Here is a 26802-nt window from a genome sequence, read left to right as displayed (position 1 = left end):
ACGGCGTCCCCCCTTCTCCTCCCGCCACCGCCTTTCCCCCCGCCACCGTCCTACGCGTGCGCCCCCACCACCACCTTCCCCACCGCCAGCTCCGCCGTCGCCTCCAGTACCTCGGCCACCCGCTCCACCTGCTCCTCCAGCGCCCGTAGCTGTGCGGGCCTCAGCGGCGCCAGGGTCTCCACCGTCACCGCGATCCGGCGCCCCGCGCGACGCTGGTGCCAGACCCCGGCGACCTCGCCGTCCACCAGCAGCACCGGGTAGTTCCCCGCCTGGCCCCCCGCCAGGGCCCGCTGGTACGCGGCGCCCGGGAACAGCCGCTCGCGGGGCTGGGAGGCGATGGTGAACGCGTCGAAGTAGGGGAGCAGCCGCACCCCGCGTACCGGACCGTCCGGGAACGCGGTGTCGCCCGCCACCACCCAGGCCACTCCGGCGTCCTCGAACGCCACCTCCTCGATCGCCCCGGCCGAGGCCAGGGCGGCGAACAGCTCGTCGGCCCAGCGCTTCGGCGCGGCGAGCCACTTCGCGAAGTGCGCGGGCGTGGCGGGCCCGTACGCGTGCAGATAGCGCTCCACCAGGGCGGCCACCGCCTGCGGGCCGGGCAGCGGAGTGCTGCCCGGGTTGGTGTACGTGGCCTTGCGGCCGCGGTTCGGGGCGTAGCACAGGGCGCCCCGGTGACCCGCCAGGTGCAGCACCTGGCGCCAGCGCGGCCACATCGTCCGGAACGCGGGCATCACCGGGTCCCCGGCCCACGGCCCGGTCCGGGCGACGACCTCGTCGGTGAGCTCGTCGATCGTCAGCTCCCGGCCGGTCAGGGCGTCGGCGACGGCGGCGACGACCGCCGCCACCTGGTCCGGTGTCATCCGGGCGTCCTTGGCGAACGGACTGGTCCCGGTGGGTACGGCGGACAGGGCGCCGGTCCAGAGCGGGAGGTCACCGGCGGGGAGCAGATGGACGGTGCCGCGCGGCCCGAACGTCTTGACCAGGGTGCGGTCGGTCCACAGCGCCGTTCGCACGCCGGTCCGGGTCACCCCGTCGGCGCGCAGCCCCACGGAGAGCTCGGCGGCGGACAGCACCTGGGCGTGCGCTCCGAGCATCGCTCCCACGGCCTCGGGGCCCGAGAGCCCGGCCCCCGAGGGGGCGGCGGCGGGGTACAGGTGCTGGCGGGACAGCCGCCGCGCGTTCGCCTCGGGCCAGGCCACCGTCACGGTGGAGGTTCGTGTCGTCATGCGCCCGAACCTAGGGCCGCAATAGGCCGGAATCTGTCCTCTTCGCGCGAAGGCCCGGCCGTGCGTCAAGCCGACGCCCGCAGCCGTTCGTACGTCCCGAACAGGGGCGTCGAGGGCCCGCGGGACCACCGGTCCCCTGCCCGGAGCGCAGTCCGCCGAATCCGGAGAGTAGTTGTCGAGTGGCGTGGCACGCAGCATCACTTACGAAGGGTTATGGTGGAAACCCCCCCTCGGGCCGGTCCGTATCCCCCCCCACGGACCGGCCCGTTTTTTTGTGGGCCGGTGATGCGACGGCCCGGTGTCAGCTCCGTCCGGCCCAGATGTTGGTCCCCGCGGTGTCCACGGCGAAGGTGTCGATCTCCTTCAACTCCTCGGCGGACAGCGGCGGTCCGGCCAGTGCGGCCACATTTTCCTCCAGCTGCCCCACGCTCGACGCGCCGATCAGGGCGGACGTCATCCGGCTGTCGCGCAGCACCCAGCCGATGGCCAGTTGGGCGAGCGACTGCCCACGGCGCCGGGCGATGTCGTTGAGTCCGTTGAGGCGGCGGAGCACGTCGTCCGAGAGCAGGTCCGGGTCGAGGGACTTGCCCTGCGTGGCGCGCGAGCCGGCCGGGATGCCCGTCAGGTACTTGTTCGTGAGCAGGCCCTGTGCGAGCGGTACGAAGGAGATGCAGCCCATGCCGGCCGTCTCCAGGGTGCCGAGCAGCCCGTCGTCCTCGATCCAGCGGTTGATCATCGAGTACGAGGGCTGGTGGATCAGGGCCGGGACGCCCATCTCCTTGAGCAGCCGGGCCGCCTCGGCGGTCTGCTCCGCGTTGTACGAGGACACCCCCACGTACAACGCCTTGCCCTGGTGCACGGCGGACGCCAGCGCGCCCATCGTCTCCTGGAGCGGGGTGTCCGGGTCGAAGCGGTGCGAATAGAAGATGTCGACGTATTCGAGCCGCATCCGCTTGAGCGAGGCGTCGAGCGAGGACAGCAGGTACTTGCGGGAGCCCCACTCGCCGTACGGGCCGGGGTGCATCTCGTATCCGGCCTTGGTGGAGATGATCAGCTCGTCGCGGTACGGGGCGAAGTCCTGCCGGAACAGTTTGCCGAAGTTGAGCTCGGCGGAGCCGGGCGGCGGGCCGTAGTTATTGGCCAGATCGAAGTGGGTCACGCCGAGGTCGAAGGCGCGGCGGAGGATCGCCCGCTGGGAATCCAGCGCGCGGTCGTCGCCGAAGTTGTGCCAGAGGCCGAGCGAGAGTGCGGGCAGTTTGAGACCGCTGCGGCCGGTGCGGCGGTACTCCATGGCGTCGTAGCGCGAGTCGGCGGCGCGGTAGGGAAGAGAATCAGTCACGTTTGTCTCTTTATCACGGTGTTGTGACAGACCGGGTTGGGCCCCCGTGACCCGCTCGCAGTAATGTGGCGGCTTCGGGGAATGCCGATGTGCGGCGCGGTGAATACCTGCGGACCGTGCGGACCTTGTGGCGATCCCCCCACGGGGGGACGGGCCCCGTACCCCCGGCGACGACGGGGCGGACGGGCCTGCGGCCCGTACGGAACCGAGAGGGTGAACTCAGTGAACTTGCGTGACCTGGTGTACGGGCTCTACGCGCGCCGGGTGGAAGGCCGCCTGGATCACGCCCAGGTACCGAAGCACATCGGGGTCATCCTCGACGGCAACCGGCGATGGGCGAAGGCGTCCGGCGGTTCGGCCGTGCAGGGGCACCAGGCCGGTGCGGACAAGATCTCCGATCTGCTCGGCTGGTGCAGTGAGACCGATGTCGAGGTCGTCACCCTCTGGCTGCTTTCCACGGACAACTTCGACCGGCCCGAGGCCGAGCTGATCCCCCTGCTGGGCATCATCGAGAACACCGTGCGCAACCTCGCGGCGGACGGGCGGTGGCGGGTCCACCACGTCGGCACGCTCGACCTCCTGCCGGCCCGTACGCAGACGGTCCTCAAGGAGGCACAGGAGGCGACGTCCGATATCGACGGAATAATCGTCAATGTCGCAGTCGGCTACGGCGGTCGCCAGGAGATCGCGGACGCGGTCAGGTCGCTCCTGCTGGAGCACTCGGAGAAGGGCACGACGTTCGAGGAGCTGGCGGAGGTCGTCTCCACCGACCTGATCTCCGAGCACCTCTACACCCGGGGGCAGCCGGACCCGGACCTGGTGATCCGTACCAGCGGGGAACAGCGGCTGTCGGGCTTCATGCTCTGGCAGAGCGCGCATTCGGAGTACTACTTCTGCGAGGTCTTCTGGCCGGCCTTCCGCAAGGTCGACTTCCTCCGCGCGCTGCGTGACTACGCGGCACGCGGCAGGCGCTACGGCGCCTGAGCGCACCCCGGCGCCTACCCGTCCCGCACGCCCTCTGCGCCCCCGCGTACCCACTCCTCTATATAGGGGTCCCGCGGGGGTTTCGCAGTGCTGCGCGGAGGCGGCGGAACCGGGCCGTCACCCTACGTCCACCAGGACTGTTCCGCACCGTGTCATATGCGGGGGCATGGCTTCGCGTGTTCGAGGGAATACCCCTGACAGGTCGACGTCCGGTCAGTAACCAGGCGGATGTCGTATCCAAGTGAGCGGCACCCAGCCCGCTCGCCCGGGAGGCCCTTTGCACACGAAGGACCGTACGTATCGTGCGGCCGACGCGGAGGGCCGGCGTTCGGCCCTCGCGCAGGGTCCAGAACCCGGTCCGTCCTCTCCCTTTGGGAAGTTCCGCGACGTCCGTCGCACTCCCCGACCTCGTCCGAGGGGGTACGTCCTTCCGTGGTGACCAGCACTAAGCGCCGCATGCCCGACAGGCGCACCTATGTTCTCGACACCAGCGTCCTGCTGGCCGACCCCAACGCCATGGCCCGCTTCGACGAGCACGAAGTCGTGCTGCCGATCGTGGTGGTCACGGAGTTGGAGGCCAAACGGCACCATCCCGAGCTCGGGTACTTCGCCCGGCAGGCGCTCCGCCTGCTGGACGACTTCCGGGTCCGGTACGGCCGACTGGATGCCCCGATCCCGCTCGGGGATCTGGGCGGGACGCTCCGTGTCGAACTCAACCACTCCGATCCCGGCGTACTGCCCGCCGGCTACCGGTTGGGGGACAACGACTCACGGATTCTCGCGGTCGCGCGCAACCTCCAGGCCGAGGGGTACGACGTCACCGTCGTCTCCAAGGACCTCCCGTTGCGGATCAAGGCGTCCTCGGTCGGCCTCCTCGCCGAGGAGTACCGCGCCGAACTCGCCATCACCGACTCCGGCTGGACCGGCATGGCCGAACTGTCCCTCTCCGGAGAACAGGTGGACCTGCTGTTCGGTGAGGAGACGCTGTACGTCCCGGAGGCGGCCGAGCTGCCCGTGCACACCGGGCTGGTCCTCCAGTCGGAGCGCGGCAAGGCGCTCGGCCGGGTCACGGCCGAGGGCAACGTGCGGCTGGTGCGGGGTGACCGGGAGGCCTTCGGGATCCACGGCCGCAGCGCCGAGCAGCGGATCGCCCTGGATCTGCTCCTCGACCAGGACGTCGGCATCGTGTCGCTGGGCGGCCGGGCGGGCACCGGCAAGTCGGCCCTGGCGCTCTGCGCGGGCTTGGAGGCGGTGCTGGAGCGTCAGCAGCACAAAAAGGTGATGGTCTTCCGTCCGCTCTACGCGGTCGGCGGACAGGAGCTCGGCTATCTCCCCGGCAGCGAGGCCGAGAAGATGAGCCCCTGGGCGCAGGCCGTCTTCGACACGCTCTCGGCGGTCGCCGGGCGCGAGGTGATCGAGGAGGTGCTGGGGCGCGGGATGCTGGAGGTCCTGCCGCTCACCCACATCCGGGGCCGTTCGCTCCATGACGCGTTCGTGATCGTGGACGAGGCGCAGTCGCTCGAACGGAATGTCCTGCTGACCGTGTTGTCACGGATCGGGGCGAATTCCCGCGTGGTGCTCACGCATGACGTGGCGCAGCGGGACAACCTCAGGGTCGGCCGGTACGACGGAGTCGTCGCCGTCGTCGAGAAGCTGAAGGGCCATCCGCTCTTCGCCCATGTCACGTTGACGCGCTCCGAGCGTTCGCAGATCGCCGCGCTGGTGACCGAAATGCTGGAGGAAGGCCAGATCTGACACGGGATGACCCATTGATGCCGCCCGGCGAGCCAAGGAGCTTAGCCGGGCAGCTTCGTGTTGTGCCGTCATTTCCACGAAACTGAGCACCCAAACGGGGTGTGAGCTTTCCCACGCAACACAGAATTGCCTCATGCGTTCCCGTCGGGCAGAGTCTTGCTTCCGTCAGGCCCCGCATACGGCACACAGGCACCCCCAGAGGTGCCACACACCACACAACTCAACAATCGCCGTCCGTATGCCGCCCGCGAGCACCACGCGGCACTCCTCGCAAGGGAGTTGCCCACCGGGCCCGTGCCTCCCGTGACCCAAGCAGTAGGGAGGCCAGTGTCAAGGGCACGATTGCGCCCGCGAGGTCACCTAAGCGGGCGATGCTGGAAGGACACCGTGTGAGCCGGATCTCGGTCCGGGGGTTCGCCGTGGCATCTGCCACCGCGGTCACCACCGTAGGCGCCGTCGTAGGCGTTGCTTCGGGCAGCACTCCCGCTGTCGACGACAACAACTTCGAGACGGCCGCAGCCGACACCACGCTGCTCGCAGACATCCCCGCGGGCCAGCAGGCCCAGGTGCAGACCGCTTCGCTGACGCAGCAGGCCGATGCCCAGGCATCCGCCGCGGACGCCGCCGCGAAGAAGTCCGCCGAGGAGACGGCCCGTATCCAGGCCGCCAAGGACGCCAAGTCGAAGAAGCAGGCGGCCGAGGACAAGCTGGAGGCCGAGCGCCAGAAGAAGAAGGACGACGCGGAGCGGGCGAGCCGTTCGTCCACCCGCGACGCCTCCTCCTTCTCCGCGAAGGGCTCGTACAGCGTGGCCGAAGTCCAGGCGATGGCCCGCCAGATGATCCCCGCGGACCAGTTCCAGTGCTTCAGCAACATCGTGAACCACGAGTCGACCTGGAACTACCGCGCGAGCAACCCGTCCTCCGGGGCGTACGGGCTCGTCCAGGCGCTTCCCGGCTCCAAGATGTCGTCCGCCGGCGCCGACTGGCAGACCAACCCGGCCACCCAGATCAAGTGGGGCCTCAGCTACATGGACGGCCGTTACGGCAGCCCGTGCGGCGCCTGGTCCTTCTGGCAGGCCAACCAATGGTACTAGGACGAGTGGCGGAGCTGTAGGTTCCGCTCTCAACCCCGTGAAGCCCCTCACCGTCCTACGGTGAGGGGCTTCACGCGTGTACGGTCACCATCGGACGTCCCGTGGGAGTGACGGGACGATCGTGGGGGAAGGGACCAGAATGTCGAAATTGCCGAGGTGGCTCGGCCGGGTCGGTGCCGAACTGACCGACTTGGGCACACGCCTGGACGAGCGGCGGGCGCAGGCCGAGTCCGACGACGACGAACGCGTGTCGCGCAAGCAGAGCGAGGCGGCCGGCGGTGAGCCGGAGGCCGGGGCCACCGGCTCGGTGCCCGCACCGCCCTCGTACGCCCCCTCCGTCGCCGCCAGGCCCGATCCGGTCGCGGCGATTCCGTGGGGGATGCGGGTCGCGGCCGAGGCCGGCTGGCGGCTGCTCGTCCTGGCGGGCACGCTCTGGGTGATGATGCGGGTCATCAGCGCCGTACAGCTCGTCGTGCTGGCCTTTGTCGCGGCTCTGCTCGTCACCGCGATGCTCCAGCCGACCGTGGTCCGGCTGCGGCGGCTCGGACTGCCGCGCGGGCTCGCCACCGCCGTCACCGCGGTCCTGGGCTTCGTCATCATGGGGCTGGTCGGCTGGTTCGTGGTGTGGCAGGTGATGGACAACCTCGACACGCTGTCCGACAAGGTCCGCGCAGGCATCGACGAGCTGAAGCAGTGGCTGCTCGACAGCCCCTTCCACGTCACCGAGTCGCAGATCAACGACATCGCGAAGAACCTCAGCGACACCATCGGCACCAACACGGAGGAGATCACCTCCGCCGGGCTCCAGGGCGTCACCGTGATGGTGGAGTTCCTCACCGGGATGCTGCTGGCGATGTTCTCGACGCTCTTCCTCCTGTATGACGGGAAGCGCATCTGGCACTGGGTGCTCAAGCTCGTGCCCGCCCAGGCGCGGCCGGGCGTCGCGGGGGCCGGGCCGCGGGCCTGGCGCACGCTGACCGCCTATGTGCGGGGCACGGTGATAGTCGCGCTGATCGACGCGATCTTCATCGGGCTCGGGATCTACTTCCTCAATGTGCCGATGGCGGTGCCGCTGGCCGTCTTCATCTTCCTGTTCGCCTTCATCCCGCTGGTCGGCGCCGTGGTCTCCGGTGCGCTCGCCGTGGTCGTCGCGCTGGTCACCGAGGGCGTGTTCACCGCGCTGATGGTGCTGGCCGTGGTCCTGGCGGTGCAGCAGATCGAGGGCCACATCCTCCAGCCGTTCATCCTCGGCCGCGCGGTCCGGGTCCATCCGCTGGCCGTGGTGCTCTCCGTCGCCGCGGGCGGCATGATCGCGGGCATCGGCGGTGCGGTGGTCGCCGTACCGCTGGTCGCCGTGACCAATACGGTGGTCGGCTATCTGCGGTCGTACGGGCAGGAGGAGTCCCGGCGCCACTCGCCACCGCCGCACGGGGCATCGGCGCTCGCGGTGGCCCCGACCCCGGCGCCGGGATCGCCCCCGGAGGACCGGGACACGGTTCCCGAGGACGAGGACGAGGGCAAAGACGGCGACGGCGCACCGCAGACGCAGAAGTGAAAAGAAGGGCCCCGAAGACGGTCGGTCGTCCTCGGGGCCCTTCTCGTATCAGGGGTACCGCGGTGTTACTCGGCGAGCACGGCCTCGGCATCGAGGGTCACGCCGACCGCCTGGATCACCGAAGCAATCTTGACGGCTTCCTGAATGGTCTCACGGTCCACGCCGGCCTTGCGCAGCACCTGCTCGTGGGAGTCGAGGCACTGGCCGCAGCCGTTGATCGCGGAGACGGCGAGCGACCACAGCTCGAAGTCGACCTTCTCCACGCCCGGATTGCCGATGACGTTCATCCGCAGGCCCGCACGGAGCGTGCCGTACTCCGGGTCCGACAGCAGGTGCCGGGTCCGGTAGAAGACGTTGTTCATCGCCATGACGGCGGCGGCCGACTTCGCCGCGGTGTAGGCCTCGGCGGAGAGGTTGGCCTTGGCCTCCGGCGCCAGCTCGCGCAGCACCTGCGGCGAGCGCGAGGCGATCGCGCAGGCGAGGACGGTGCCCCAGAGCTGCTGTCGCGGGAGATCGCTGTTGCCGATGACCGAACCGAGGTTCAGCTTCAGGTCCTTGGCGAAGTCCGGAACGGCGGCCTTCAGTTCGTCGAGTGCCATATCGGTGTCAGCTCACTCGCCCGAGAGGAGCGCGACCGGGTCGAGGGTGTTCTCGCCCTTGGTCCAGTTGCAGGGGCACAGCTCGTCGGTCTGCAGGGCGTCGAGGACCCGCAGGACCTCCTTGGGGTTACGGCCCACGGAACCGGCGGTCACCATCGTGAACTGGATCTCGTTGTTCTGGTCGACGATGAAGACGGCGCGCTGCGCGAAGCCGTCCTCGCCCTCGATGCCGAGGTCACGCATGAGCTCGTGCTTCGAGTCGGCCAGCATCGGGAAGGGCAGGTCGGTCAGGTCCGGGTGGTCCTTGCGCCAGGCGTGGTGCACGAACTCGGAGTCACCGGAGAAGCCGAGGATCTGCGCGTCGCGGTCGGCGAACTCCTCGTTCAGCTTGCCGAAGGCGGCGATCTCGGTGGGGCACACGAAGGTGAAGTCCTTCGGCCACGCGAAGACGATCTTCCACTTGCCCTCGTAGGTCTTGTGGTCGATCTGCTCGAACTCCTTGCCGCTCTCCAGCGAAACACAAGCAGTCAGGTCGAACTCGGGGAACTTGTCACCGACAGTGAGCACGCGCTCTCCTTGCAGCGTAGGAATTCCCTTTTTGGGGGACTTCCTGAGGGTTGGACGAGTCCCACCTTGGCACAGAGTGCATTGATCACGGAAATAGCTACACTCGGCCGTGATGATCGGAGGTGCCTATCAGTGGCCCATAGTAAGCAGGGCAACCGGCCCAAACAGCCCAGTCTCTCGCAGCTGCGTGCCTTCACGGCCGTGGCGGAACATCTGCACTTCAGGGACGCGGCGGCAGCAATCGGGATGAGTCAGCCGGCACTCTCCGGAGCCGTATCGGCACTGGAGGAGGCACTGGGTGTCCAGCTCATCGAGCGTACGACGCGCAAAGTACTGCTCTCGCCCGCCGGGGAGCGGCTCGCGGTGCGGGCCAGGGCGGTGCTGGAGGCCGTCGGCGAGCTGATGGAGGAGGCGGAGGCGGTCCGGGCGCCCTTCACCGGAGTGCTCCGGCTCGGCGTGATCCCGACCGTCGCCCCGTATCTCCTGCCGACCGTGCTCCGGCTGGTCCATGAGCGCTACCCGGACCTCGACCTCCAGGTCCACGAGGAGCAGACGTCCTCGCTGCTGGAGGGGCTGGCCGCCGGACGGCTGGACCTGCTGCTGCTCGCCGTGCCGCTGGGAGTGCCCGGTGTGACCGAACTGCCTTTGTTCGACGAGGACTTCGTGCTCGTCATGGAGCAGAAGCACTGGCTGGGCGGCCGGGCCGACATTCCCCGCGAGGCCCTGCGCGAGCTGCCGCTGCTCCTTCTCGACGAGGGGCACTGCCTGCGTGACCAGGCCCTGGACATCTGCCGTGAGGCGGGGCGTACGGAGAGGGCGCCGGTGACCACGACCGCCGCCGGGCTCTCCACCCTGGTGCAGCTGGTCGCGGGCGGGCTCGGGGTCACACTGCTGCCGCGCACCGCGGTGACCGTGGAGACCGCGCGCAACGAGGCGCTGGCGACCGGGTACTTCGCGGACCCGGCGCCCTCGCGGCGGGTGGCGCTGGCGATGCGGAGCGGGACGGCGCGGCACGAGGAGTTCGAGGAGCTCGCCGCCGCGCTGCGGGAGGCGATGGCGGCGCTGCCGGTACGGGTGTCGGCCCCCGGACGCGGCTGAGGGGCGGGCCCATCAGGTGGCCGTACACGGCCGAGGGGCGGCCCGCCCCGTACGCGGTCCGCCCCTCGTTCCCGTCCGGTTGACCGGGCGGGCTACTCCGTACGCAGCCCGTCCGGGCGCATCAGGCGCCACAGCGAGGGCAGCGACAACAGCGTCACCACCAGGATCAGCCCCGCGCCCGCGCCCACCATCGGCAGGAACAGGAACCAGTCGGAGACCGACTTCCCGATCATCCAGGTCAGCGTCGCCCCGAGCGCCAGACCGCCCAGGACCGCGACCGCGAGACCGAGCAGCACCGGCACCGCGGTCTGCCACAGCACCGACCAGCCGAGCGTCGTACGCCGGGTGCCGAAGGCCACCAGGACCGACAGCAGCCGCCTGCGCTCCCGCAGCTGCTCCAGCTGGGAGACCAGCATGGAGGCGGCGATCAGCAGCAGCACCACGCTCGCCCCCACCTGGAGGCCGGTCTGGACGCTGGCGTACTGCCGGTCGCGCTCCACCGAGTCGAGCGTGACGAAGCGCATGCCGGGATCGATCCTGGCCGCCGTGTTGCGTACGTACTCGGCGACGTCCGGCACGCTCTTGTCGACCCGGATCTGGGCGGTGATCGTCGCGCCGGGCAGCTTGCCCGCGTCGATCGCGCCGGTGGTGGCCATGATCCCCCAGTGGGGGGTACCCATCGGGTCGTTGCGCCCCGTCACGGTCCTGGCGTCGGCGGGCAGCGTCCAGCGGATCGGCTTGCCGCCCCCGGAGCCGATCTCGACCACCTTGCCCTTGCGGGCGGTCTCGTCGACCCAGTGGGTCATGTCCTTGTCGCCCGCCGGGTGGGCGACGAACGTGTCGCCGTCCTCGCAGGCGCCGATCCGGGCCAGTTCGCGCAGGGTGTCGCAGGTGCCGATGGTCAGCGAGGTGGTGGGCTGGATCTCGTCCTCGGTGTAGACACCGGGCTTGGACGCGTACGCCTCCACCAAGCCGATGACCACCTCCACGCCCTTGGTGGCGCGGAACTGCTCGATGGTCGAGGTGGCCGCCGCACCCGTGACGTTCCCCGAGTAGGTGGCGAACTGGGCCCGCAAGGGGTCCTGGCCGGTCATCCGGTTGAAGTCGGCGTTCATCGCGGCGAACATCATCTGCAGGGCGATCGCTCCCGCCACCGCCACCGTGACCCCGCTGACCGCGCGGGACGCGGCTCCGCTGCTCAACTGGAGCCTGCGGGTGGCGAGCTGCCAGGGCACCGGGCCGCCGCGCAGCCGGTTCACGCACGCCTCGACCAGCCAGGGCAGCAGCAGGGCGAGCCCGACCAGCACCAGCACGGCGCCGCCCGCGATCGGGAACGGGTTCACCGGCGCGTACTCGTCGATCCGGCCCGTGAATCCGAGCACCGCCAGACCGGCCAGCGGCAGCAGCAGGCGCCACCAGAGCCGTCGGCCCCGCTCACGCCCCCGGCGTACGACGCCGAGCGGCTCGATCACCACGGACCGCATCGCCGCCAGGGTGACGAGCACGGCGGTCAGCGGCACCGCCACCATGATCAGCACGGCCAGCAGGGGATCGGGCACCAGATCGGCCGGGAACGCGCTGACGTCCCAGATCTCCACCGCACCGACCAACTGCCGCCCCACCAGGAAGAACCCCAGGCCGATCAGCAGTCCGAGCAGCGCGCCGAACAGCGCCTCCCCGGCGGCGATGCGCCGGGTCGTCCGGATGTCCGCGCCGACCAGACGCAGCGCGGCCAGCCGTCGGTCACGGCGGTCGCCGCCGAAGCGCACGGCCGTGGCGATGAAGATCGCGACCGGCGCCAGCAGCACGACGCAGACCATGATGACGAGCACGATCAGCAGCGGCGGCAGGGGGTCGCCCTCGCGTTTGTTGCCGTACGCGCTGATCCGGTGGCCGCCGTTGGCCGCCGTCAGGGTGTCGCTGCCCGCGTAGTAGAGGAGTTCACCGGGAGAGCGCAGCCCGGCATCGCCGATCGTGCCGGTGATCCCGTACGGCAGCCGCTCCCGCAGCAGTTCGCTGCCCGGGGCGGCGAGCAGTTCCTTCAGGGCGGGGGAGACGATCATCTCGTCCGGTCCCGGGAAACGGTCGACCCCCGGCGGGCGGACGGGCGTCGAGCCGTCCGCGCGCATCAGATATCCCTCGACGGTCCGGTCGTGGAAGTCGGTGGTCGTGTTGACCCGCAGCACCGAGCTGTCCGACTTCGGGGCCCGCACGTCGGGCGAATCGGAGATCTGCGCCTCGCTGCGGGCCTGATCCCGCGCGGAGCGTTCGTCGAGCAGATGCGGTACGGAGGAGGCGAGCAGCAGCAGCGCGACGCCGAGGCCGACGCCGACGGCGGTCAGCAGCGTACGGGCCCAGCCCTCGCGGCCCCCGGCGGCGGCGAACCGGATGCCGAGGCCGAGATCGCGGAGTATCGCCGCGCCCCGGGAGGGCGGCGCGGGGCGCGCGGGGGGCTGTGGCCGTCCGCCGGGCTGGGCCTTCTTCTCGTCGAGCAAGGTCATGCGGAGTGCTCCAGGTCGCGGGCCCGGCCGTCGCGCACGGTGACGTCACGGTCGGAGTAGGCGGCGACCCGGGCCTCGTGCGTCACCAGGACCACGGCGACGTTGGCGGACCGGGCGGCCTCGGTGAGCAGCTCCATGACCCGCTCGCCGTTCAGGGAGTCCAGCGCGCCGGTCGGCTCGTCCGCGAAGATCACCTTCGGGGAGGCGGCCAGCGCACGGGCCACGGCGACGCGCTGGCCCTGACCGCCGGAGACCTCGCCGGGACGCTTGTCGCCGAGGTCGTCGACCTCCAGGCGCTCCATCCATTCGAGGGCGGTGCGCTCGGCGGCCTTGCGCTTGACGCCGTCGAGCCGGAGCGGCAGGGCGACGTTCTCCACGCAGGTCAGCTCCGGGACGAGCTGGCCGAACTGGAACACGAAGCCGAAATCGCTGCGGCGCAGGGCGCTGCGCTCGGCGTCGGACATCGCCGACAGCTCGCGGCCCGCGTAGGTGATGGTGCCCGAGTCGGGAGTGATGATGCCGGCGAGGCAGTGCAGCAGGGTGGACTTGCCGGAGCCGGAGGGACCCATCACGGCGACGACCTCGCCGGGGTGGATGGAGAACGAGGCGCCGTCCAGGGCGGGCGTCGAACCGTAGGTCTTGCGCAGGTCGTGCGCTGCGAGCAGGGAGCCGTCGGGGGTCACTTGGCCACCACCTCGGCGAGCCGGTCGAGCCGTGCGGTGGTCAGTTCCAGCCAGCGCAGGTCGGCCTCCAGGTGGAACAGTGCGTGGTCACAGATCAGCTGGTCGGCGAGGTCGCCCTGGCGCTTGCGGTCGGTGAGGATGCGCATCAGACGCAGGTGCTCCATACGTTGGGTGTCCAGCAGATCGGCGGCGCTACGGCCGGTCAGGAGCGCCAGGACGACCTTGGTGTACAAGGTCGACTGAAGATAAGGTTCCGGTTTCTCCGGCTGGGCCAGCCAGGCGGAGACGTCCGTGATCCCGGCGTCGGTGATCGCGTACCGCTTGCGCTCGGGACCGCCGTCGCTCTCGACCCCGTCGACCACGACGAGCCCGTTCTTCAGCAGCCGGGACATGGTCGAGTAGACCTGCCCGTAGTGCAGGGGGCGGTCGTGGCCGAACTTCTCGTCGAACGTGCGCTTGAGGTCGTAGCCGTGGCGCGGGCCGGACTCCAGGAGTCCCAGCAGGGTGTGACCGATTGACATGCCGAGCACTCTACATGGCATGTATACCTACGGTGTATACCGGGGTGGCGAGGGCGTCCGCCGCCCCGGAAGCGGGCGGCGGTGCTGCCTCGGTGGAGTTCCGGGGATGCCCTCAGTCGCCGGATGGGCCCGACTTCGGCGGGCCCGGCCGGTCCTGCGCGGCGCCCGGTCTGTCCTGTGTGCCGCCCGGCCGGTCCTGCGGGCCCGACTTCGGCGGGCGGCCCCGCCGGGCGATCGGCGCCGCCGAGCCCGGCAGGCGGCCCGCCTCCGCCAGGGCCCGCCGCAGCAGGAACTCGATCTGCGCGTTCGCGCTGCGCAGCTCGTCGGAGGCCCAGCGGGCCAGCGCGTCATGTACCGCGGGGTCCAGCCGCAGCAGCATCTGCTTGCGCTGCCGCGGCCGGGAAGGCGGTGTGCGCCGGGGAGGCGTCTCGTCGGTCACTGGTAGAGCGTGCCCGTGTTGATGACCGGCTGCGCCGCACGATCACCGCACAGCACCACCATGAGGTTGCTGACCATGGCCGCCTTGCGCTCCGGGTCGAGCTCGACGATGTCCTGCTCGGCGATCCGGGCCAGTGCCATCTCGACCATGCCGACCGCTCCTTCCACGATCTGCTGACGGGCGGCGACGACCGCGCCCGCCTGCTGGCGCTGGAGCATCGCGGACGCGATCTCGGGGGCGTACGCGAGATGGCTGAAGCGCGACTCGATGATCAGCACGCCCGCGGCCCGCACCCGGGCGGTGAGTTCCACGGCCAGCTTCTCGGTGATCTCCTCCGCGTTGCCGCGCAGGGAGAGGGCGGCCTCGTCGTGGGCGTCGTAGGGGTACTCGATCGCGATGTGCCGGACGGCCGCCTCGGTCTGGGTGGCGACGAACTCCAGGAAGTCGTCGACCTCGAAGAGTGCCTGCGCGGTGTCCTCGACCTTCCACACGACGATCGCCGCGAGTTCGATCGGGTTGCCGTAGGCGTCGTTGACCTTGAGGACGGCGGTCTCGTGGTTGCGGACCCGGGTGGAGATCTTCCGGCTGGAGGTCAGCGGGTTGATCCAGCGCAGCCCGTCGGAGCGGATCGTGCCGACGTACCGGCCGAAGAGCTGGATCACGCGGGCCTCGCCAGGAGCGACCATCTTCACACCGCTCATGCAGAAGAAGGAGGCGATGACGAGCAGCAGTCCGAGGATGAAGAGCGGGATTCCGACTCCGTTGTGGCCGTTCGCGCCGAGCACGCCGCCGAGGATCGCGACGCCGACGCCGAGGAACACGCCCAGCACCGTCAGTAGCAGGCCGAGGCCGCCCGGGATGGAGTGCGCCGTGACCTCTCTGACCTGCGGGTTCGGCATGTCCGGGGCGTCCGGCGTGAGGCCGGAAGGGGCGACGGCCGGGGTGGCCGGGCCGGAGTGGTCGTGCTGTTCGGTCATGAGGTCCCCCGTCTCGTGCGGCCGACAGCCGCGCTATCAATGTGATTTCACATTAATGGATTTCGCAACCCTGCGCACCTCTCGTGAGTCGGTTCCTAAGGAAACAGGTGCTGATTGTCACGTCCGGAAAAGGCCGGATCGCTTGCTTTTTGTCCACGCCGACAGTGTTAGCTGGCTGGGCTGAGCGGAGCTGGTCGAGCAGAGAAACAGGAGCAAAACGGCAATGGGTCGAGCGGATGCGCGACGAGCCCGGGCGCGAGGATCGCGCCGGGCTGCGAAGAGCGGCGGCATACGCAGACTCTTCACCTGGAAGAAGCTGCTCGGCACCTTCTTCGGACTGTGCCTGCTGGTCATGGGGGCCTTCGTGGCGCTCTATGTGTACGTGGACGTGCCCGAGGCCAACGCCATGGCCGAGCGGCAGAGCAACGTCTACAAGTACAGCGACGGCTCGCTCCTCGCCCGGGACGGCAAGGGCGTCAACCGCCAGATCGTGGACCTCGCCGTCGTGCCCAAGGAGGTGCAGCACACCTTCGTCGCGGCCGAGAACAAGTCCTTCTACGACGATCAGGGCGTCGACCTGAAGGGCACCGCCCGCGGTCTGCTCAACACCCTCAGTGGCAAGGGCAAGCAGGGTGGCTCGACCATCACCCAGCAGTACGTGAAGAACTACTACCTGACGCAGGACGCGACCGTGAGCCGCAAGCTCAAGGAGCTCGTGATCTCCCTCAAGGTCGACCAGAAGAAGGGCAAGGACTTCATCCTCGCCGGGTACATCAACACCGCGTACTACGGCCGGGGAGCCAGCGGCATCCAGGCCGCCGCACAGGCGTACTACGGCGTCGATGCCAAGGACCTCAACGTCTCCCAGGGCGCCTATCTCGCCTCGCTGCTCCAGGCCCCCAGCCAGTACGACTGGAACGTCGCCAGCAAGACCGGCAAGCGCCTGGTCTCCGAACGCTGGGCGTACACCCTCGACAACATGGTCGAGATGGGCTGGCTCGACCCCGCCGAGCGCGCCAAGCAGGAGTTCCCCGTTCCGCGGAAGCCCAAGCCCGCCCCTGGCATGGAGGGCCAGACCGGCTATCTGGTGGAGGCGGCGAACCAGGAGCTGAGGAAGCAGGGACTCACCGACGAGGCCCGTGAGGCCGGTGGCTGGACCTTCACGCTGAACATCGACAAGAAGCGCCAGAAGCAGCTGGAGAAGTCGGTCGAGGACCAGCTGGAGTCCAAGCTCGACCGCGAGGGGAACAAGGTCGACGCCACCGTCCAGGCCGGCGCCACCTCCGTGAACCCGAAGAACGGCGCCGTGGTCGCGCTGTACGGCGGCGTCGGAGCCACGCAGCACTGGATATCCAACGCCACCCGCCAGGACTACCAGCCCGCGTCCACCTTCAAGCCGCTGGTGCTCGCCTCCGCCCTGGAGAACGAGGCGAAGACCCAGACGGGCGATCTGATCGGGCTGAACACGGTCTACGACGGCACCAGCAAGCGCCCCGTCGTCGGCAGCGACACCCCGTTCAAGCCGCAGAACGAGGACGACCGGTCCTACGGCCCCATCAGCGTCCAGAAGGCGCTGAACAGCTCGGTCAACTCGGTCTTCGCACAGATGGTCGTCGACGTCACCCCCGCCGCGGTGAAGCGGACCGCGCTCGGCCTCGGCGTACCGGACAAGAACTTCCCCGAGCGCCCCGCGATCACGCTGGGCACGATGAACGCCTCGACGTGGGACATGGCGGGCGCGTACGCCACCCTGGACAACCACGGCAAGCAGGTCACCCCGTACATCGTGAAGTCCGCCGAGCACCGCAGCCTCACGGCGAAGACGGTCGACGGCATCGGCAAGCAGGTGATCAGCCGCAAGTCGGCCGACACCGTGACCTCCGGGCTGACCGGGGTCGTCGACGCCGGTTCCGGCCGGGCGGCCAACACCTCCGCGTACGACGCGGCGGGCAAGACGGGTACCTCGGAGAACAACAAGTCGGCCTGGTTCGCCGGCTACACCCCGGAGCTCACCACGGTCGTGGCGCTCTTCGGCGAGTCGGCCAAGGACGGCGGCGGGCAGGTTAGCCTGACGGGTACGGCCAACTCCGGCCGGGCCAACGGCGGCGGCTTCCCGGCGGAGATCTGGGCGGACTACACGCTCGGCGCGCTGGGCGGCGGGTCGAACGCACAGTTCGATCTGGAGGACGTCGAGCGCGGTGAGGTCACGCCGAGCGAGAGCCCCGCCTCGACGCCGTCCGAGTCCGTGACGCCCAGCGAGACCCCGTCCACCCCGTCGCGGACGCCGTCCGAGACGCCCAGCGGCCGGCCCACGGGCGAGAGCTCACCGCCCGTCACGCCGTCCGAGAGCACGCCGGCCACTCCCAGCGAGTCGCCCGACCTGCCGCCGGACCCGGGCGGCGGAGACGGCCAGCCGGGCGAGCGGCCGGGCAACAACAGCGACAGTCTGTTCGGCCGGTGAGGGTACGCCGGTCAGGGCATGACCGGCCGGGAACGTGATGCGGCCGAGCGCGTGACGAGGGGGCGGTGCCGACCGGCACCGCCCCCTCGTCATGTCCTCGGCCGCGGGCCTCAGCCCCCGTTGACCTTCTTCGCGACCCGGTCGCCCAGGTCCTTGTCCACGTTGCGCCAGTACTGGAGCGAACGGTCCAGGACCGGGCGGCTCACGCCGTCCAGCAGATGGCCGGAGATGTTGGAGACCAGCCGCTCGCGCGCCGCGTCGTCCATGACCTGGCGCACCAGCGTGCCCGCCTGGCCCCAGTCGTCGTCCTCGCTGTGCAGCTTGTACGCCTCGTGGACCATCTCGCCCGCCGTGGCCCAGCCCGCCGGGTCGCCGTAGCGCTCGGTGTCCGCCGCCGGACCGCCGTACGAGTTCGGCGCGTACACCGCACCCGTCCGGGACGGCTCGTACCGCATCGCACCGTCCTTCGCGTACGAGTTCCGCCCGAAGCGCGGCCGGTTGGGCGGCAGCTGGGCGTAGTTCGGGCCGATCCGGTACCGGTGGGTGTCCGGGTACGAGAAGAGCCGGCCGAGCAGCATCTTGTCGGGCGACGGACCGATGCCGGGCACCAGGTTCGACGGCTCGAAGGACGCCTGCTCGATATGGACGAAGAAGTCCTCGGGATTCTCGTTCAGCGTCATCCGGCCGACCTCGATCAGCGGATAGTCGCCCTGCGGCCACACCTTGGTGAGATCGAAGGGGTTGAAGCGGTAGTCCGGTGCCGCGTCGAACGGCATGATCTGGACCTTCAGCGTCCAGCTGGGATGGTCACCGCGCTCGATCGACTCGAACAGGTCGCGGCGGTGGACGTCGCCGTCGACGCCCGCCATCTCGTCGGCCTCGTCCTGCGTGAAGAACTCGATGCCCTGGTCGGTCTTGAAGTGGTACTTCACCCAGAACCGCTCGCCGCCCGCGTTCACCCACATATAGGTGTGCGAGCTGTAGCCGTTCATGTTGCGGTACGTCTTCGGGATGCCCCGGTCGCCCATCAGCCAGGTGACCTGGTGCGCGCTCTCCGGCGACAGCGACCAGAAGTCCCACTGCATGTCGTGGTCGCGCACCCCGCTGTCGGGGCGGCGCTTCTGCGAGCGGATGAAGTCCTGGAACTTCATCGGGTCCCGTACGAAGAAGACCGGCGTGTTGTTGCCGACCATGTCGTAGTTGCCGTGCTCGGTATAGAACTTCAGTGCGAAGCCGCGGGGGTCGCGCCAGGTGTCGGGGGAGCCCTGCTCGCCGGCCACCGTGGAGAAGCGGGCCAGCATGTCGGTCCGCTTGCCCGGCTGGAACAGGTCGGCCTTGGTGAACTGGCTGACGTCGTTCGTCACCTTGAACGTGCCGTACGCGCCGGAGCCCTTGGCATGCACCACCCGTTCGGGGACCCGTTCACGGTTGAACTGGGCCATCTTCTCGATGAGGTAGTGGTCCTGGAGCAGGATCGGGCCGTCGGATCCGACGGTGAGCGAATGTTCGTCGCTCTCCACCGGGATCCCGGCGTTGTTCGTGGTGTACGGAAGCTGCGGGGTTTCCTCGGTCACGAGCGTCCTCCCGTCGGTGGGGGGTATTGGTCAGGCCGCTTCGTTCACGAATGCAGTCAACTCCGGCGTTTCGGGGTCGGCAACATTTCGGTCCGGTGCGGTGAACCGGCCACCGTACCGGCCGTCGCACACCGGGCCCACAGGCCGCCTACTGCCCCCGCGTCGCCATCTCGAACCAGACCACCTTGCCCGTCGAGAGCCGGGTCGCCCCCCACCGCCTGGCCAGCCGGTTCACCAGGAACAGCCCGCGGCCGCCCTCGTCCGTCTCGCGGGCGCGGCGCTGCCTCGGCAGCTGCGGCGAGTCGTCGCCGACCTCGCAGCGCAGGATGTCGGTCCGCAGCAGCCGCAGCGTCACCGGCCGCTCCGCGTACCGCACGGCGTTGGTGACGACCTCGCTGACGAGGAGCTCCACCTCGTCCGAGAGGTCGTCCAGACCCCACCGGCTGAGCGCCCGGCGGGCCAGCCTGCGGGCGCGCCCCGGAGCGGCGTCCTCAGGCTCCAGGAACCAGTACGCCACGTCGCTCGGCGCGATCCCGTCGAAGCGGGCGGCGAGCAGCGCGATGTCGTCGTCCCGGTCCCCGGGGCCGAGCATGTCGAGCACGTCGTCGCAGAGCGCCTCCAGCGGCGGCGAGTGGTCCGGGCCGGTCAGCTGGGCGGTGGCGGCGAGCCGCTCCCGCAGCTGCTCGATGCCCGTCCAGACGTCCCGCAGCCGGGACTCCACCAGACCGTCGGTGTACAGCAGCAGCGTGGCGCCGGCGGGCGCGTCCAGCTCGACGGCCTCGAAGTCGACGCCGCCGACCCCGATCGGCGCCCCCGGCGGGACCCGCAGCACCTCGGCGCGCCCGCCCAGGTGCAGCAGGACGGGCGGCGGGTGCCCGGCGTTGGCGATGGTGATCCGGTGCGCGACGGGGTCGTACACCGCGTACAGGCAGGTCGCCATGCGGTCGCTGCCGAGCCGCTGCGCCTGTTCGTCCAGATGGTGCAGCACCTCCTGCGGCGGCAGGTCGAGACCGGCCAGGGTCTGCGCGGTGGTACGGAGCTGGCCCATGATCGCCGCGGAGGTCATGGAGTGGCCCATCACATCGCCGACGACCAGGGCGACCCGGCTTCCGGGCAGCGGGATCGCGTCGTACCAGTCGCCGCCGACCCGGGCCGTCTCGGCGGCCGGGAGGTAGCGGGAGGCGAGGCGGACGCCGGTGGGCTGCGGCAGCGAGTCGGGCAGCATGGTGCGCTGGAGCTCGTCGGCGATGTAGGCCTCGCGCCCGTACAGCACGGCCTTGTCGATGCCGAGCGCGGTGTGGGTCGCGAGCTGGGCAGCGACCAGCAGGTCGTTGGCCTCGAACGGCGGCCGTTCGGTCCCGCGCAGGAAGACGGCGGCACCGATCACCCGTCGCCGGCCGCGCAGCGGGGCGAGGATCGCACGGTGCCCGGTGGGCACGTTGTGACCGGCCCCGAGCAGTTCGGGCAGGGCGGCGCGGGCGGCGGCGGAGTCCCCGAAGACGGGCCGTACGCCCCGCAGCACCTCGGCCAGCGCCCCGCCGGGGCGGACCTCGCACAGCTCGGCCGCGGGCATCAGGCCGGCGTGCGGGTCGGTGACCGGCAGCCGCAGGCGCTCGGTGTCGGAGCCGCTCTCGGTCTCCTCCTCGGCCAGCCGCAGCCGGTCGCTACGGCGCAGCCGCAGGACGAACGGGGTGACGGGCCGCTCGTCCCCGACCGGGAGCGGGTCGCGGAGGTAGACCAGGATCGCGTCGGAGAACGTCGGCACACTGGCCCGGCACAGACCCAGCACGATCTCGTCCAGGTCTATGCCGCGGGCGATGCGCCGGGTGGCCGCGCCGACGAAGCGCAGTCGGTCGCCCTCGCGCCGGGCGGCCGCCTGGTGGTCGGGCGCGGCGACGGGGTTGGGGTTCGCGTTCGCCGCGGTCCGTGGACCCGGGCCGGGCGCGGCGGGGCCGGGGATCGCGGCGGTGGCAGGCGCGGCCGCCGCCGCGGCGTCCTGCTGCCGCGGCCGGGTACGTTCCTGCGACCGGGCCGCGAGGGGCTGCCGGCCTTCGTGGGAGGTGGGGTGCTCCGTCACGCGTGGGATTCCGTCCGTCCGGGCCGGTTGTATGAGGCAGTCACCTCGTGGGGCGCTACTGTGCCCCGGCAAGAGCGGTAAGAACAACGGCTGTCACCGGATGCCCGCATTCGCCGGGCCGAAACCGAGTGTCTGCACGGTGGCCGGTTGACATCGTTTCCGGGGACGGGGCAGCGGACAGTGAGCACGGCTCCACCCCCTCGTAGTGGTTCATGCGGCCGTGCGTACCGTCCGGGTCCGTGCCCCGTGCGGTTCGATCGGCCGGCGCGATGACTTGTGGTCAGGTCCTGTGCCATGCCCGCCGGTTGTGGTGGCGAGCCCCTGAGGGGGACGATCCTACGGTCGGGCTCCCCAGGCTGCTCCAAGGGTCTCACGACGGCATATGGGCGGGGGTGCGGTCCCAGTCATCCGGCAGCGGCGGCACCTGCCACCGCGGATCGGGCCGCCAGTGCTCCCAGCCGTCGCGGAACGGTGCGCCCCACTCCCGGATCACCTCCACGGCCGCACGGCCCGCCTCGCGGACCCGCCCGGCGGTTCTCCTGTCCATCAGGCCGACCCGCTGCGCCTGGGCGAACTCGTCCTCGTCGAGCCACTTCCAGCTCCGGTCGGGGTTCACGGAGATGTCGAGAAAGTGATCCTCGGAGTCGACCCCGCCGGACCAGCGGGTACGCGGCTCCTCAAGGTTCACGTACCAGTTGCGGAAGAGCCAGCCCCGGTCCCAGAACAGCCAGACCGACCACGGTTCGCCGGGCCTGGCGAGCTTCAGCACCCCCGAGCCGAACCAGGTCGAGCGGGCCGTGGTGCGCGGGGCGGTGTAGCGGGTGGCGAGGGGCTCGGCGTGCACCAGGGTGCCGTCGGTGAGAACCGGCCGTACGCATTCGGTCCCGGGAGCCATCCACACGGCGAGCAGTTCGGCGGAGTCCTCGACGACGGTGACCGGGCGGCAGATGTGCACGGGGCGGGCGGTGGAGGCCCCGTGGGCCCGGCCGTTGTCGCGGTAGCGCCAGAGGATCTGGTCCCCCGGCACCCAGCGTGCGCTCTCTCCCGTGTCTGTCATGGAGAGATCTTACGGACGCCGGGGCCGGGACTGCTGCGATACGCGTCACGCAGCAGTCATACGTGACACGTATCGGACACGCCGCGCGCGACGCGTCGCGGAGGGGGCGTGCGCGGCGAAGGAGAGGCACGTCGTGCGCCCAACGCCGTGGACGGGGCGTGCGCGGCGCGCGAGAGGCAGGAGCGGCTCAGGGGTGCCTCGTGCGTCATGCGTCGCGCGCCGTACGTCACGGCCGGGTCATGCGCCGTACGTCACGGCAGGGTCGCGCGCTGCACCTCACGGCCGGGTCATGCGCAGCACGTCCAGTGCTTCGTCCAGCTGCTCCAGGGTGAGGTCGCCGCGCTCGACATAGCCCGAGGCCAGCACCGTCTCGCGGATCGTCGTGCCGTCCCCGAGGGACTTCTTGGCGACCTTCGCCGCCTCCTCGTAGCCGATGTACTTGTTCAGCGGGGTCACCACGGACGGCGAGGACTCCGCGTACGCGCGGGCCCGCTCCACATGGGCGGTGATGCCGTCCACCGTGCGGTCGGCGAGCAGCCGGGAGGCGGTCGAGAGCAGCCGCACGGACTCCAGCAGGTTCTTCGCGATCACCGGCAGCATCACGTTCAGCTCGAAGTTGCCCGCGGCGCCCGCGACGGCGACCGTCGCGTCGTTCCCCGTCACCTGGGCGGCCACCATCAGCACGGCCTCCGGGATGACCGGATTCACCTTGCCCGGCATGATCGACGAGCCCGGCTGGAGGTCGGGCAGGCTGATTTCGGCCAGTCCGGTGCGCGGGCCCGAGGCCATCCAGCGCAGATCGTTGGAGATCTTGGTCAGGGACACGGCGATCGTCCGCAGCTGACCGGAGGTCTCGACGAGCCCGTCCCGGGCGCCCTGTGCCTCGAAGTGGTCGCGGGCCTCGGTCAGTGGCAGCCCGGTGGCCCCGGCGACCTCCGCGATCACGGCGGCGGAGAAACCGGGCGGGGTGTTGATCCCGGTGCCCACCGCCGTACCGCCCAGCGGCAGCTCGGCGAGGCGGGGGAGCGAGGCGCGCAACCGCTCGACGCCGTACCGGATCTGGGCCGCGTAGCCGCCGAACTCCTGGCCCAGGGTCACGGGGGTGGCGTCCATCAGATGCGTACGCCCCGACTTCACGACCTCCGAGAATTCGGCCGATTTCCGCTCCAGGGCGGCCGCCAGATGGTCCAGCGCCGGGATCAGGTCCGCGGTGACGGCGGCGGTCGCGGCGATGTGGATGGAGGACGGGAACACGTCGTTGGACGACTGCGAGGCGTTGACGTGGTCGTTGGGGTGGACCGCACGGCCCAGGCGCTCGGTGGCGAGGGTGGCGAGGACCTCGTTGGTGTTCATGTTGGACGAGGTGCCGGACCCGGTCTGGAACACATCGACGGGGAAGTGCTCGTCCCACCGGCCCGCGGCGACCTCCGCCGCCGCGTCCCCGATCGCGGCGGCGATGTCCGGATCGAGCACCCCCAGCTCCGCGTTGACCTTCGCGGCGGCGGCCTTGATCCGGGCCAGGGCCTCGATGTGCGCGCGCTCCAGACGCTGGCCGGAGATGGGGAAGTTCTCCACGGCCCGCTGGGTCTGGGCCCGCCACTTGGCGTGCGCGGGGACTCTCACCTCACCCATCGAATCGTGCTCGATGCGGTACTCCGTGGCGCCCGACGAATCGTCCATGGTGTTTAAACCTCCTGAAAAAGTTGAGCACTTGTCTTGTTCTACGTATTCCCTTGGCGCCTACCGACCAGTAAATACCGTGGGTAACAACTCACCAGGAGGCGCAATGAGGCGCACCAGGCTCAGACTTCGCGGGCTTCGCTGTACGGTCGCGGCCGTCGCGGCCCTCGCGGCGGCCGTCGGCGGCATGGCTGCCGCCGGACCGGCAGGCGCGACCGAGTCCCGTACCACCACTACCGCATCCACCCCGCTCCCGCCCGAACTGGAAGCCGTCCGGGCAGCCGAGGCCACCCAGTTGTACGGCAGCCCCGCCGAGCGGCCGCTCGCCGACCGCAAGACCGGGCTGATCTCGCTGGGCGACAGCGAGATCTCCGGGGAGGGCGTCGGCACGTACGAGCCCGGCACCAACGGCCCGGACAACTGGTGCCACCGGTCACCCGACGCCGCCATCCACCGCACGGGCATCGCGGCGGACGTCACGTACAACGTCTCGTGCTCCGGTGCCTATACCGGAAACATCAAGATCGGCGGATCCAAGCAGTACGCCGACGAGCTGGTCCAGAGCGACAGCCTCGCCGTGAAGGCCCGCAACACCCGTATCAAGATGATCGTGCTGGTGGCCGGGGCCAACGACGACCTCCAGTTCGGTCCGGTCATGACCGACTGCGTGGTGCGCTACATCAGCCTCCAGGGCCCCTGCGAGCCCAAGTACGCCAGTGGCTGGCAGGCCCGGGTCGACGCGCTCGTCCCCAAGGTCGAGCAGACGGTCCGTGACCTGCGCACCGTCATGACGGGCGCGGGCTACACAAACAGCGACTACAAGCTGGTCGTCATGGGCTACCCGAGCCCGATCGGCCCCGACTTCCGCGACAACCCGGACTTCCCCGGGAAGCTCGTCTGCGGCGGACTCGGCTACGACTCCGACACCGTCTGGGGCCGCAACACCGCCGTCCCCGCCTTCGAGGTCGGCATGCGCAAGGCCGCCGCCTCGACGGGAGCCGTCTTCCTCGACAACTCCCGGCTCTTCCACGGCCATGAGGTCTGCACCCAGCAGACCTGGGCGCGCGGACTCTACATCGACCTCTCCAAGCCGGGCCTGCCGGACGCCAACTCGGTGCGGCAGTCCTTCCACCCCAACGCGGCGGGCCACCGCGCCTTCGCCTCCTGCCTCACCCAGATCTACAACTCCTCGCTGCGCGAGGCGGGCTGCGCCGACCCGGGCAGCACGGGCAGTCCGGTGCTCCAGGCCGCCGCCTGGGACGACGTCTTCAAGCCCCTGAAGAACGAGGCCACCGGCAGCTGCGTGGACGTCCCCGCGTCGGAGACCCGTAACGGCACCGCGATCGGCGGCTGGGACTGCCACGACGGCCGGAACCAGGGCTGGTGGTACGACTCCACCGCGAAGACCGTCCGCACGGAACTCAGCCACGACCGGTGCCTCGACGTGCCGGGCGCGAAGTACGACGCCGGCGCCACGCTCGTCCTGTGGGACTGCTCGGGCGCGGCCAACCAGAAGTTCGTGCAGCAGGCGGGCACGGTCCGCCCCGCCGCCGCCACCGGGCTGTGCCTGACGCTGGCGGGGGCCAAGGACCCGCTGAAGCTCCAGGCGTGCGACGGCAGCGCGAAGCAGCGGTTCGTGTAGGGGAGACCCACGGGGCCGAAGCACGGAGGAAGGGGAGGGGGGCGGCCGCGGTGTCGCGGTCACCCCCCTCCCCTCTTTGACTCCACCGGAGCGCCGCGCTCGGTCAGCGGCCCCGGCCGACGCCCTCGGCCACCAGCTCCAGCAGCGCTTCCGGCCGCTCGGCCAGATACATATGGCCGCCGTCCAGCTCGGCCACGGTCAGCTTCCCCGTGGTCGCCCGGCTCCACTGCGCCGCGTCGGCCGCCCCGACCAGGGTGTCCGTCCGGCCCCTGACCGAGGTGACGGGCACCGACAGCGGACGGTCCGACGAGGGCACGTACGTCTCGTGGAGCCGGACGTCGGCCCGGAGCGACGGCAGCAGCAGCTCCCGCATCTCCGGGTCCTCCAGCGCCGGATGGGCATACCCGGCGAAGGTCCGCACGCGCGCCACGAACTCCTCGTCCGGCAGCCCGCCCGCCCGGCCGGTCCTGACCGTCCACGGTCCGGGCGAACCGCTGACGACGAGGGCGTCGAGCCGGAGCCCCGCAGCGCCGGGCGCCCGCTCGATCCGGTGCGCCAGCTCGTACGCCAGCACCGCGCCCATGCTGTGACCGAACAGCACCACCCGGCTCCCGCCTGTCCCGAGCGCGGCGGTGACCTGCGCGTACGCGTCGTCGACGGCGGGGGTGGCCGAGGTGTACGCGGGCTCGACGAACCGTTTCTCACGGCCCGGCAGCTGCACCGGCAGCACCCGCAGACCTGCCGGGGCCAGTGCCTGCCACGGAGTGAAGAACGAGGGACCGGCCCCGGCGAAGGGCAGGCAGATCAGGACGGTCTCTTCCACGGTCTCGCGGTCCTTCTTCCGGTACGGAGCTATGAGCGGGGCGGTGCGATTGCGCGGTGCGGTGCGGCGCGGCGTGGTTGTGCGGGGCGGGGCGGTGGGCGTGGGGGCGAGGGGCCATCCGGCGCCGGGAGGCGTGGGCCGGCCCCTCCT

The 26802-nt window shown here is 70.5% G+C and carries 21 protein-coding genes; 7 read left to right on the top strand and 14 right to left on the bottom strand.

The window, feature by feature from the left end:
- Nucleotides 1–50: 50 nt before the first annotated feature.
- Together OG413_RS04590 and mgrA are read right to left on the bottom strand one after the other, a co-directional pair.
- Nucleotides 51–1226, bottom strand: coding sequence for a winged helix DNA-binding domain-containing protein (locus OG413_RS04590; RefSeq protein ID WP_266803133.1), 1176 nt, complete (start codon nt 1224–1226; stop codon nt 51–53).
- Between the two features lie 301 nt (nt 1227–1527).
- Nucleotides 1528–2565 (bottom strand): L-glyceraldehyde 3-phosphate reductase, encoded by a 1038-nt coding sequence (mgrA, locus tag OG413_RS04585; RefSeq protein ID WP_266803132.1) that lies wholly within the window; start codon nt 2563–2565, stop codon nt 1528–1530.
- Between the two features lie 222 nt (nt 2566–2787).
- Here mgrA and OG413_RS04580 point away from each other — a divergent pair, with 222 nt between their 5' ends.
- From OG413_RS04580 to OG413_RS04565, 4 genes are all read left to right on the top strand, one after another.
- Entirely contained in the window at nt 2788–3549 is a 762-nt protein-coding gene (locus OG413_RS04580) for an isoprenyl transferase (RefSeq protein ID WP_073718114.1), read from the top strand.
- Nucleotides 3550–3981: 432 nt separating this feature from the next.
- Complete coding sequence (locus OG413_RS04575; protein WP_266803131.1) at nt 3982–5304, top strand: PhoH family protein; 1323 nt, start codon at nt 3982–3984, stop codon at nt 5302–5304.
- A gap of 389 nt (nt 5305–5693) precedes the next feature.
- A complete protein-coding gene (locus OG413_RS04570; protein ID WP_266803130.1) occupies nt 5694–6398 on the top strand; it encodes a lytic transglycosylase domain-containing protein in 705 nt (234 codons plus the stop codon).
- Between the two features lie 139 nt (nt 6399–6537).
- Complete coding sequence (locus OG413_RS04565) at nt 6538–7953, top strand: AI-2E family transporter (RefSeq protein WP_266803129.1); 1416 nt, start codon at nt 6538–6540, stop codon at nt 7951–7953.
- Between the two features lie 65 nt (nt 7954–8018).
- On the opposite strand, the gene OG413_RS04560 is transcribed toward OG413_RS04565, so the two are convergent.
- Both OG413_RS04560 and OG413_RS04555 read right to left on the bottom strand, forming a co-directional pair.
- The gene (locus OG413_RS04560; protein WP_266803128.1) at nt 8019–8552 is read right to left on the bottom strand and encodes an alkyl hydroperoxide reductase; all 534 of its coding nucleotides are present in this window, start codon (nt 8550–8552) and stop codon (nt 8019–8021) included.
- 12 nt (nt 8553–8564) lie between these two features.
- The gene (locus tag OG413_RS04555; protein WP_073718109.1) at nt 8565–9119 is read right to left on the bottom strand and encodes a peroxiredoxin; all 555 of its coding nucleotides are present in this window, start codon (nt 9117–9119) and stop codon (nt 8565–8567) included.
- 132 nt (nt 9120–9251) lie between these two features.
- On the opposite strand from OG413_RS04555, the gene OG413_RS04550 reads away from it, so the two are divergent.
- On the top strand, nt 9252–10217 hold the full coding sequence (locus OG413_RS04550; RefSeq protein WP_266803127.1) for a hydrogen peroxide-inducible genes activator: 966 nt from the start codon (nt 9252–9254) through the stop codon (nt 10215–10217).
- Nucleotides 10218–10309: 92 nt separating this feature from the next.
- Here the strand turns inward: OG413_RS04550 and OG413_RS04545 are convergent, their stop codons facing one another.
- From OG413_RS04545 to OG413_RS04525, 5 genes are all read right to left on the bottom strand, one after another.
- Nucleotides 10310–12718, bottom strand: coding sequence for an ABC transporter permease (locus OG413_RS04545; RefSeq protein ID WP_266803126.1), 2409 nt, complete (start codon nt 12716–12718; stop codon nt 10310–10312).
- Nucleotides 12715–13401, bottom strand: coding sequence for an ABC transporter ATP-binding protein (locus OG413_RS04540; RefSeq protein ID WP_266803125.1), 687 nt, complete (start codon nt 13399–13401; stop codon nt 12715–12717). The genes OG413_RS04545 and OG413_RS04540 overlap by 4 nt, the downstream gene beginning before the upstream one ends.
- Nucleotides 13398–13922: a PadR family transcriptional regulator gene (locus OG413_RS04535; RefSeq protein WP_266803124.1), complete on the bottom strand. Its 525-nt coding sequence runs from the start codon at nt 13920–13922 to the stop codon at nt 13398–13400. The genes OG413_RS04540 and OG413_RS04535 overlap by 4 nt, the downstream gene beginning before the upstream one ends.
- 112 nt (nt 13923–14034) lie before the next feature.
- Nucleotides 14035–14361 carry a hypothetical protein gene (locus tag OG413_RS04530; RefSeq protein ID WP_266803123.1) on the bottom strand — a complete coding sequence of 109 codons (327 nt, stop codon included), beginning with the start codon at nt 14359–14361 and terminating at the stop codon, nt 14035–14037.
- Nucleotides 14358–15338, bottom strand: coding sequence for an SPFH domain-containing protein (locus tag OG413_RS04525; protein ID WP_266803122.1), 981 nt, complete (start codon nt 15336–15338; stop codon nt 14358–14360). Before OG413_RS04525 ends, OG413_RS04530 begins: the two co-directional genes overlap by 4 nt.
- Before the next feature lie 223 nt (nt 15339–15561).
- On the opposite strand from OG413_RS04525, the gene OG413_RS04520 reads away from it, so the two are divergent.
- Nucleotides 15562–17799, top strand: coding sequence for a transglycosylase domain-containing protein (locus tag OG413_RS04520; RefSeq protein WP_266803121.1), 2238 nt, complete (start codon nt 15562–15564; stop codon nt 17797–17799).
- A gap of 110 nt (nt 17800–17909) precedes the next feature.
- On the opposite strand, the gene OG413_RS04515 is transcribed toward OG413_RS04520, so the two are convergent.
- The 4 genes from OG413_RS04515 to OG413_RS04500 all read right to left on the bottom strand — a co-directional run bounded on the left by OG413_RS04515 (nt 17910) and on the right by OG413_RS04500 (nt 24187).
- A complete protein-coding gene (locus OG413_RS04515; RefSeq protein WP_266803120.1) occupies nt 17910–19373 on the bottom strand; it encodes a catalase in 1464 nt (487 codons plus the stop codon).
- A 148-nt stretch (nt 19374–19521) separates the two neighbouring features.
- Complete coding sequence (locus OG413_RS04510) at nt 19522–21450, bottom strand: ATP-binding SpoIIE family protein phosphatase (protein WP_266803119.1); 1929 nt, start codon at nt 21448–21450, stop codon at nt 19522–19524.
- A 370-nt stretch (nt 21451–21820) separates the two neighbouring features.
- Nucleotides 21821–22507 carry a DUF402 domain-containing protein gene (locus OG413_RS04505; protein WP_266803118.1) on the bottom strand — a complete coding sequence of 229 codons (687 nt, stop codon included), beginning with the start codon at nt 22505–22507 and terminating at the stop codon, nt 21821–21823.
- Between the two features lie 276 nt (nt 22508–22783).
- On the bottom strand, nt 22784–24187 hold the full coding sequence (locus OG413_RS04500) for an aspartate ammonia-lyase (RefSeq protein WP_266803117.1): 1404 nt from the start codon (nt 24185–24187) through the stop codon (nt 22784–22786).
- A 106-nt stretch (nt 24188–24293) separates the two neighbouring features.
- Here OG413_RS04500 and OG413_RS04495 point away from each other — a divergent pair, with 106 nt between their 5' ends.
- Entirely contained in the window at nt 24294–25829 is a 1536-nt protein-coding gene (locus OG413_RS04495; RefSeq protein WP_266803116.1) for a ricin-type beta-trefoil lectin domain protein, read from the top strand.
- A gap of 103 nt (nt 25830–25932) precedes the next feature.
- Here OG413_RS04495 and OG413_RS04490 read toward each other — a convergent pair whose 3' ends face one another.
- Entirely contained in the window at nt 25933–26652 is a 720-nt protein-coding gene (locus tag OG413_RS04490; protein ID WP_266803115.1) for a thioesterase II family protein, read from the bottom strand.
- Between the last annotated feature and the right edge of the window lie 150 nt (nt 26653–26802).

The organism is Streptomyces sp. NBC_01433 (assembly GCF_026340105.1).
GTDB lineage: Bacteria > Actinomycetota > Actinomycetes > Streptomycetales > Streptomycetaceae > Streptomyces.
The sequence above is the reverse complement of the archived record's forward strand: the minus strand, read 5'-3'. Positions and strand labels throughout refer to the sequence as shown.

Bases quoted from the DNA above. Each gene is read 5' to 3' on its own strand.
- OG413_RS04590 (WP_266803133.1), bottom strand. From the start codon at position 1,226: ATGACGACACGAACCTCCACCGTGACGGTGGCCTGGCCCGAGGCGAAC.
- OG413_RS04565 (WP_266803129.1), top strand. From the start codon at position 6,538: ATGTCGAAATTGCCGAGGTGGCTCGGCCGGGTCGGTGCCGAACTGACC.
- OG413_RS04560 (WP_266803128.1), bottom strand. From the start codon at position 8,552: ATGGCACTCGACGAACTGAAGGCCGCCGTTCCGGACTTCGCCAAGGAC.
- OG413_RS04545 (WP_266803126.1), bottom strand. From the start codon at position 12,718: ATGACCTTGCTCGACGAGAAGAAGGCCCAGCCCGGCGGACGGCCACAG.
- OG413_RS04535 (WP_266803124.1), bottom strand. From the start codon at position 13,922: ATGTCAATCGGTCACACCCTGCTGGGACTCCTGGAGTCCGGCCCGCGC.
- OG413_RS04525 (WP_266803122.1), bottom strand. From the start codon at position 15,338: ATGACCGAACAGCACGACCACTCCGGCCCGGCCACCCCGGCCGTCGCC.
- OG413_RS04520 (WP_266803121.1), top strand. From the start codon at position 15,562: ATGGGTCGAGCGGATGCGCGACGAGCCCGGGCGCGAGGATCGCGCCGG.
- OG413_RS04505 (WP_266803118.1), bottom strand. From the start codon at position 22,507: ATGACAGACACGGGAGAGAGCGCACGCTGGGTGCCGGGGGACCAGATC.
- OG413_RS04500 (WP_266803117.1), bottom strand. From the start codon at position 24,187: ATGGACGATTCGTCGGGCGCCACGGAGTACCGCATCGAGCACGATTCG.
- OG413_RS04495 (WP_266803116.1), top strand. From the start codon at position 24,294: ATGAGGCGCACCAGGCTCAGACTTCGCGGGCTTCGCTGTACGGTCGCG.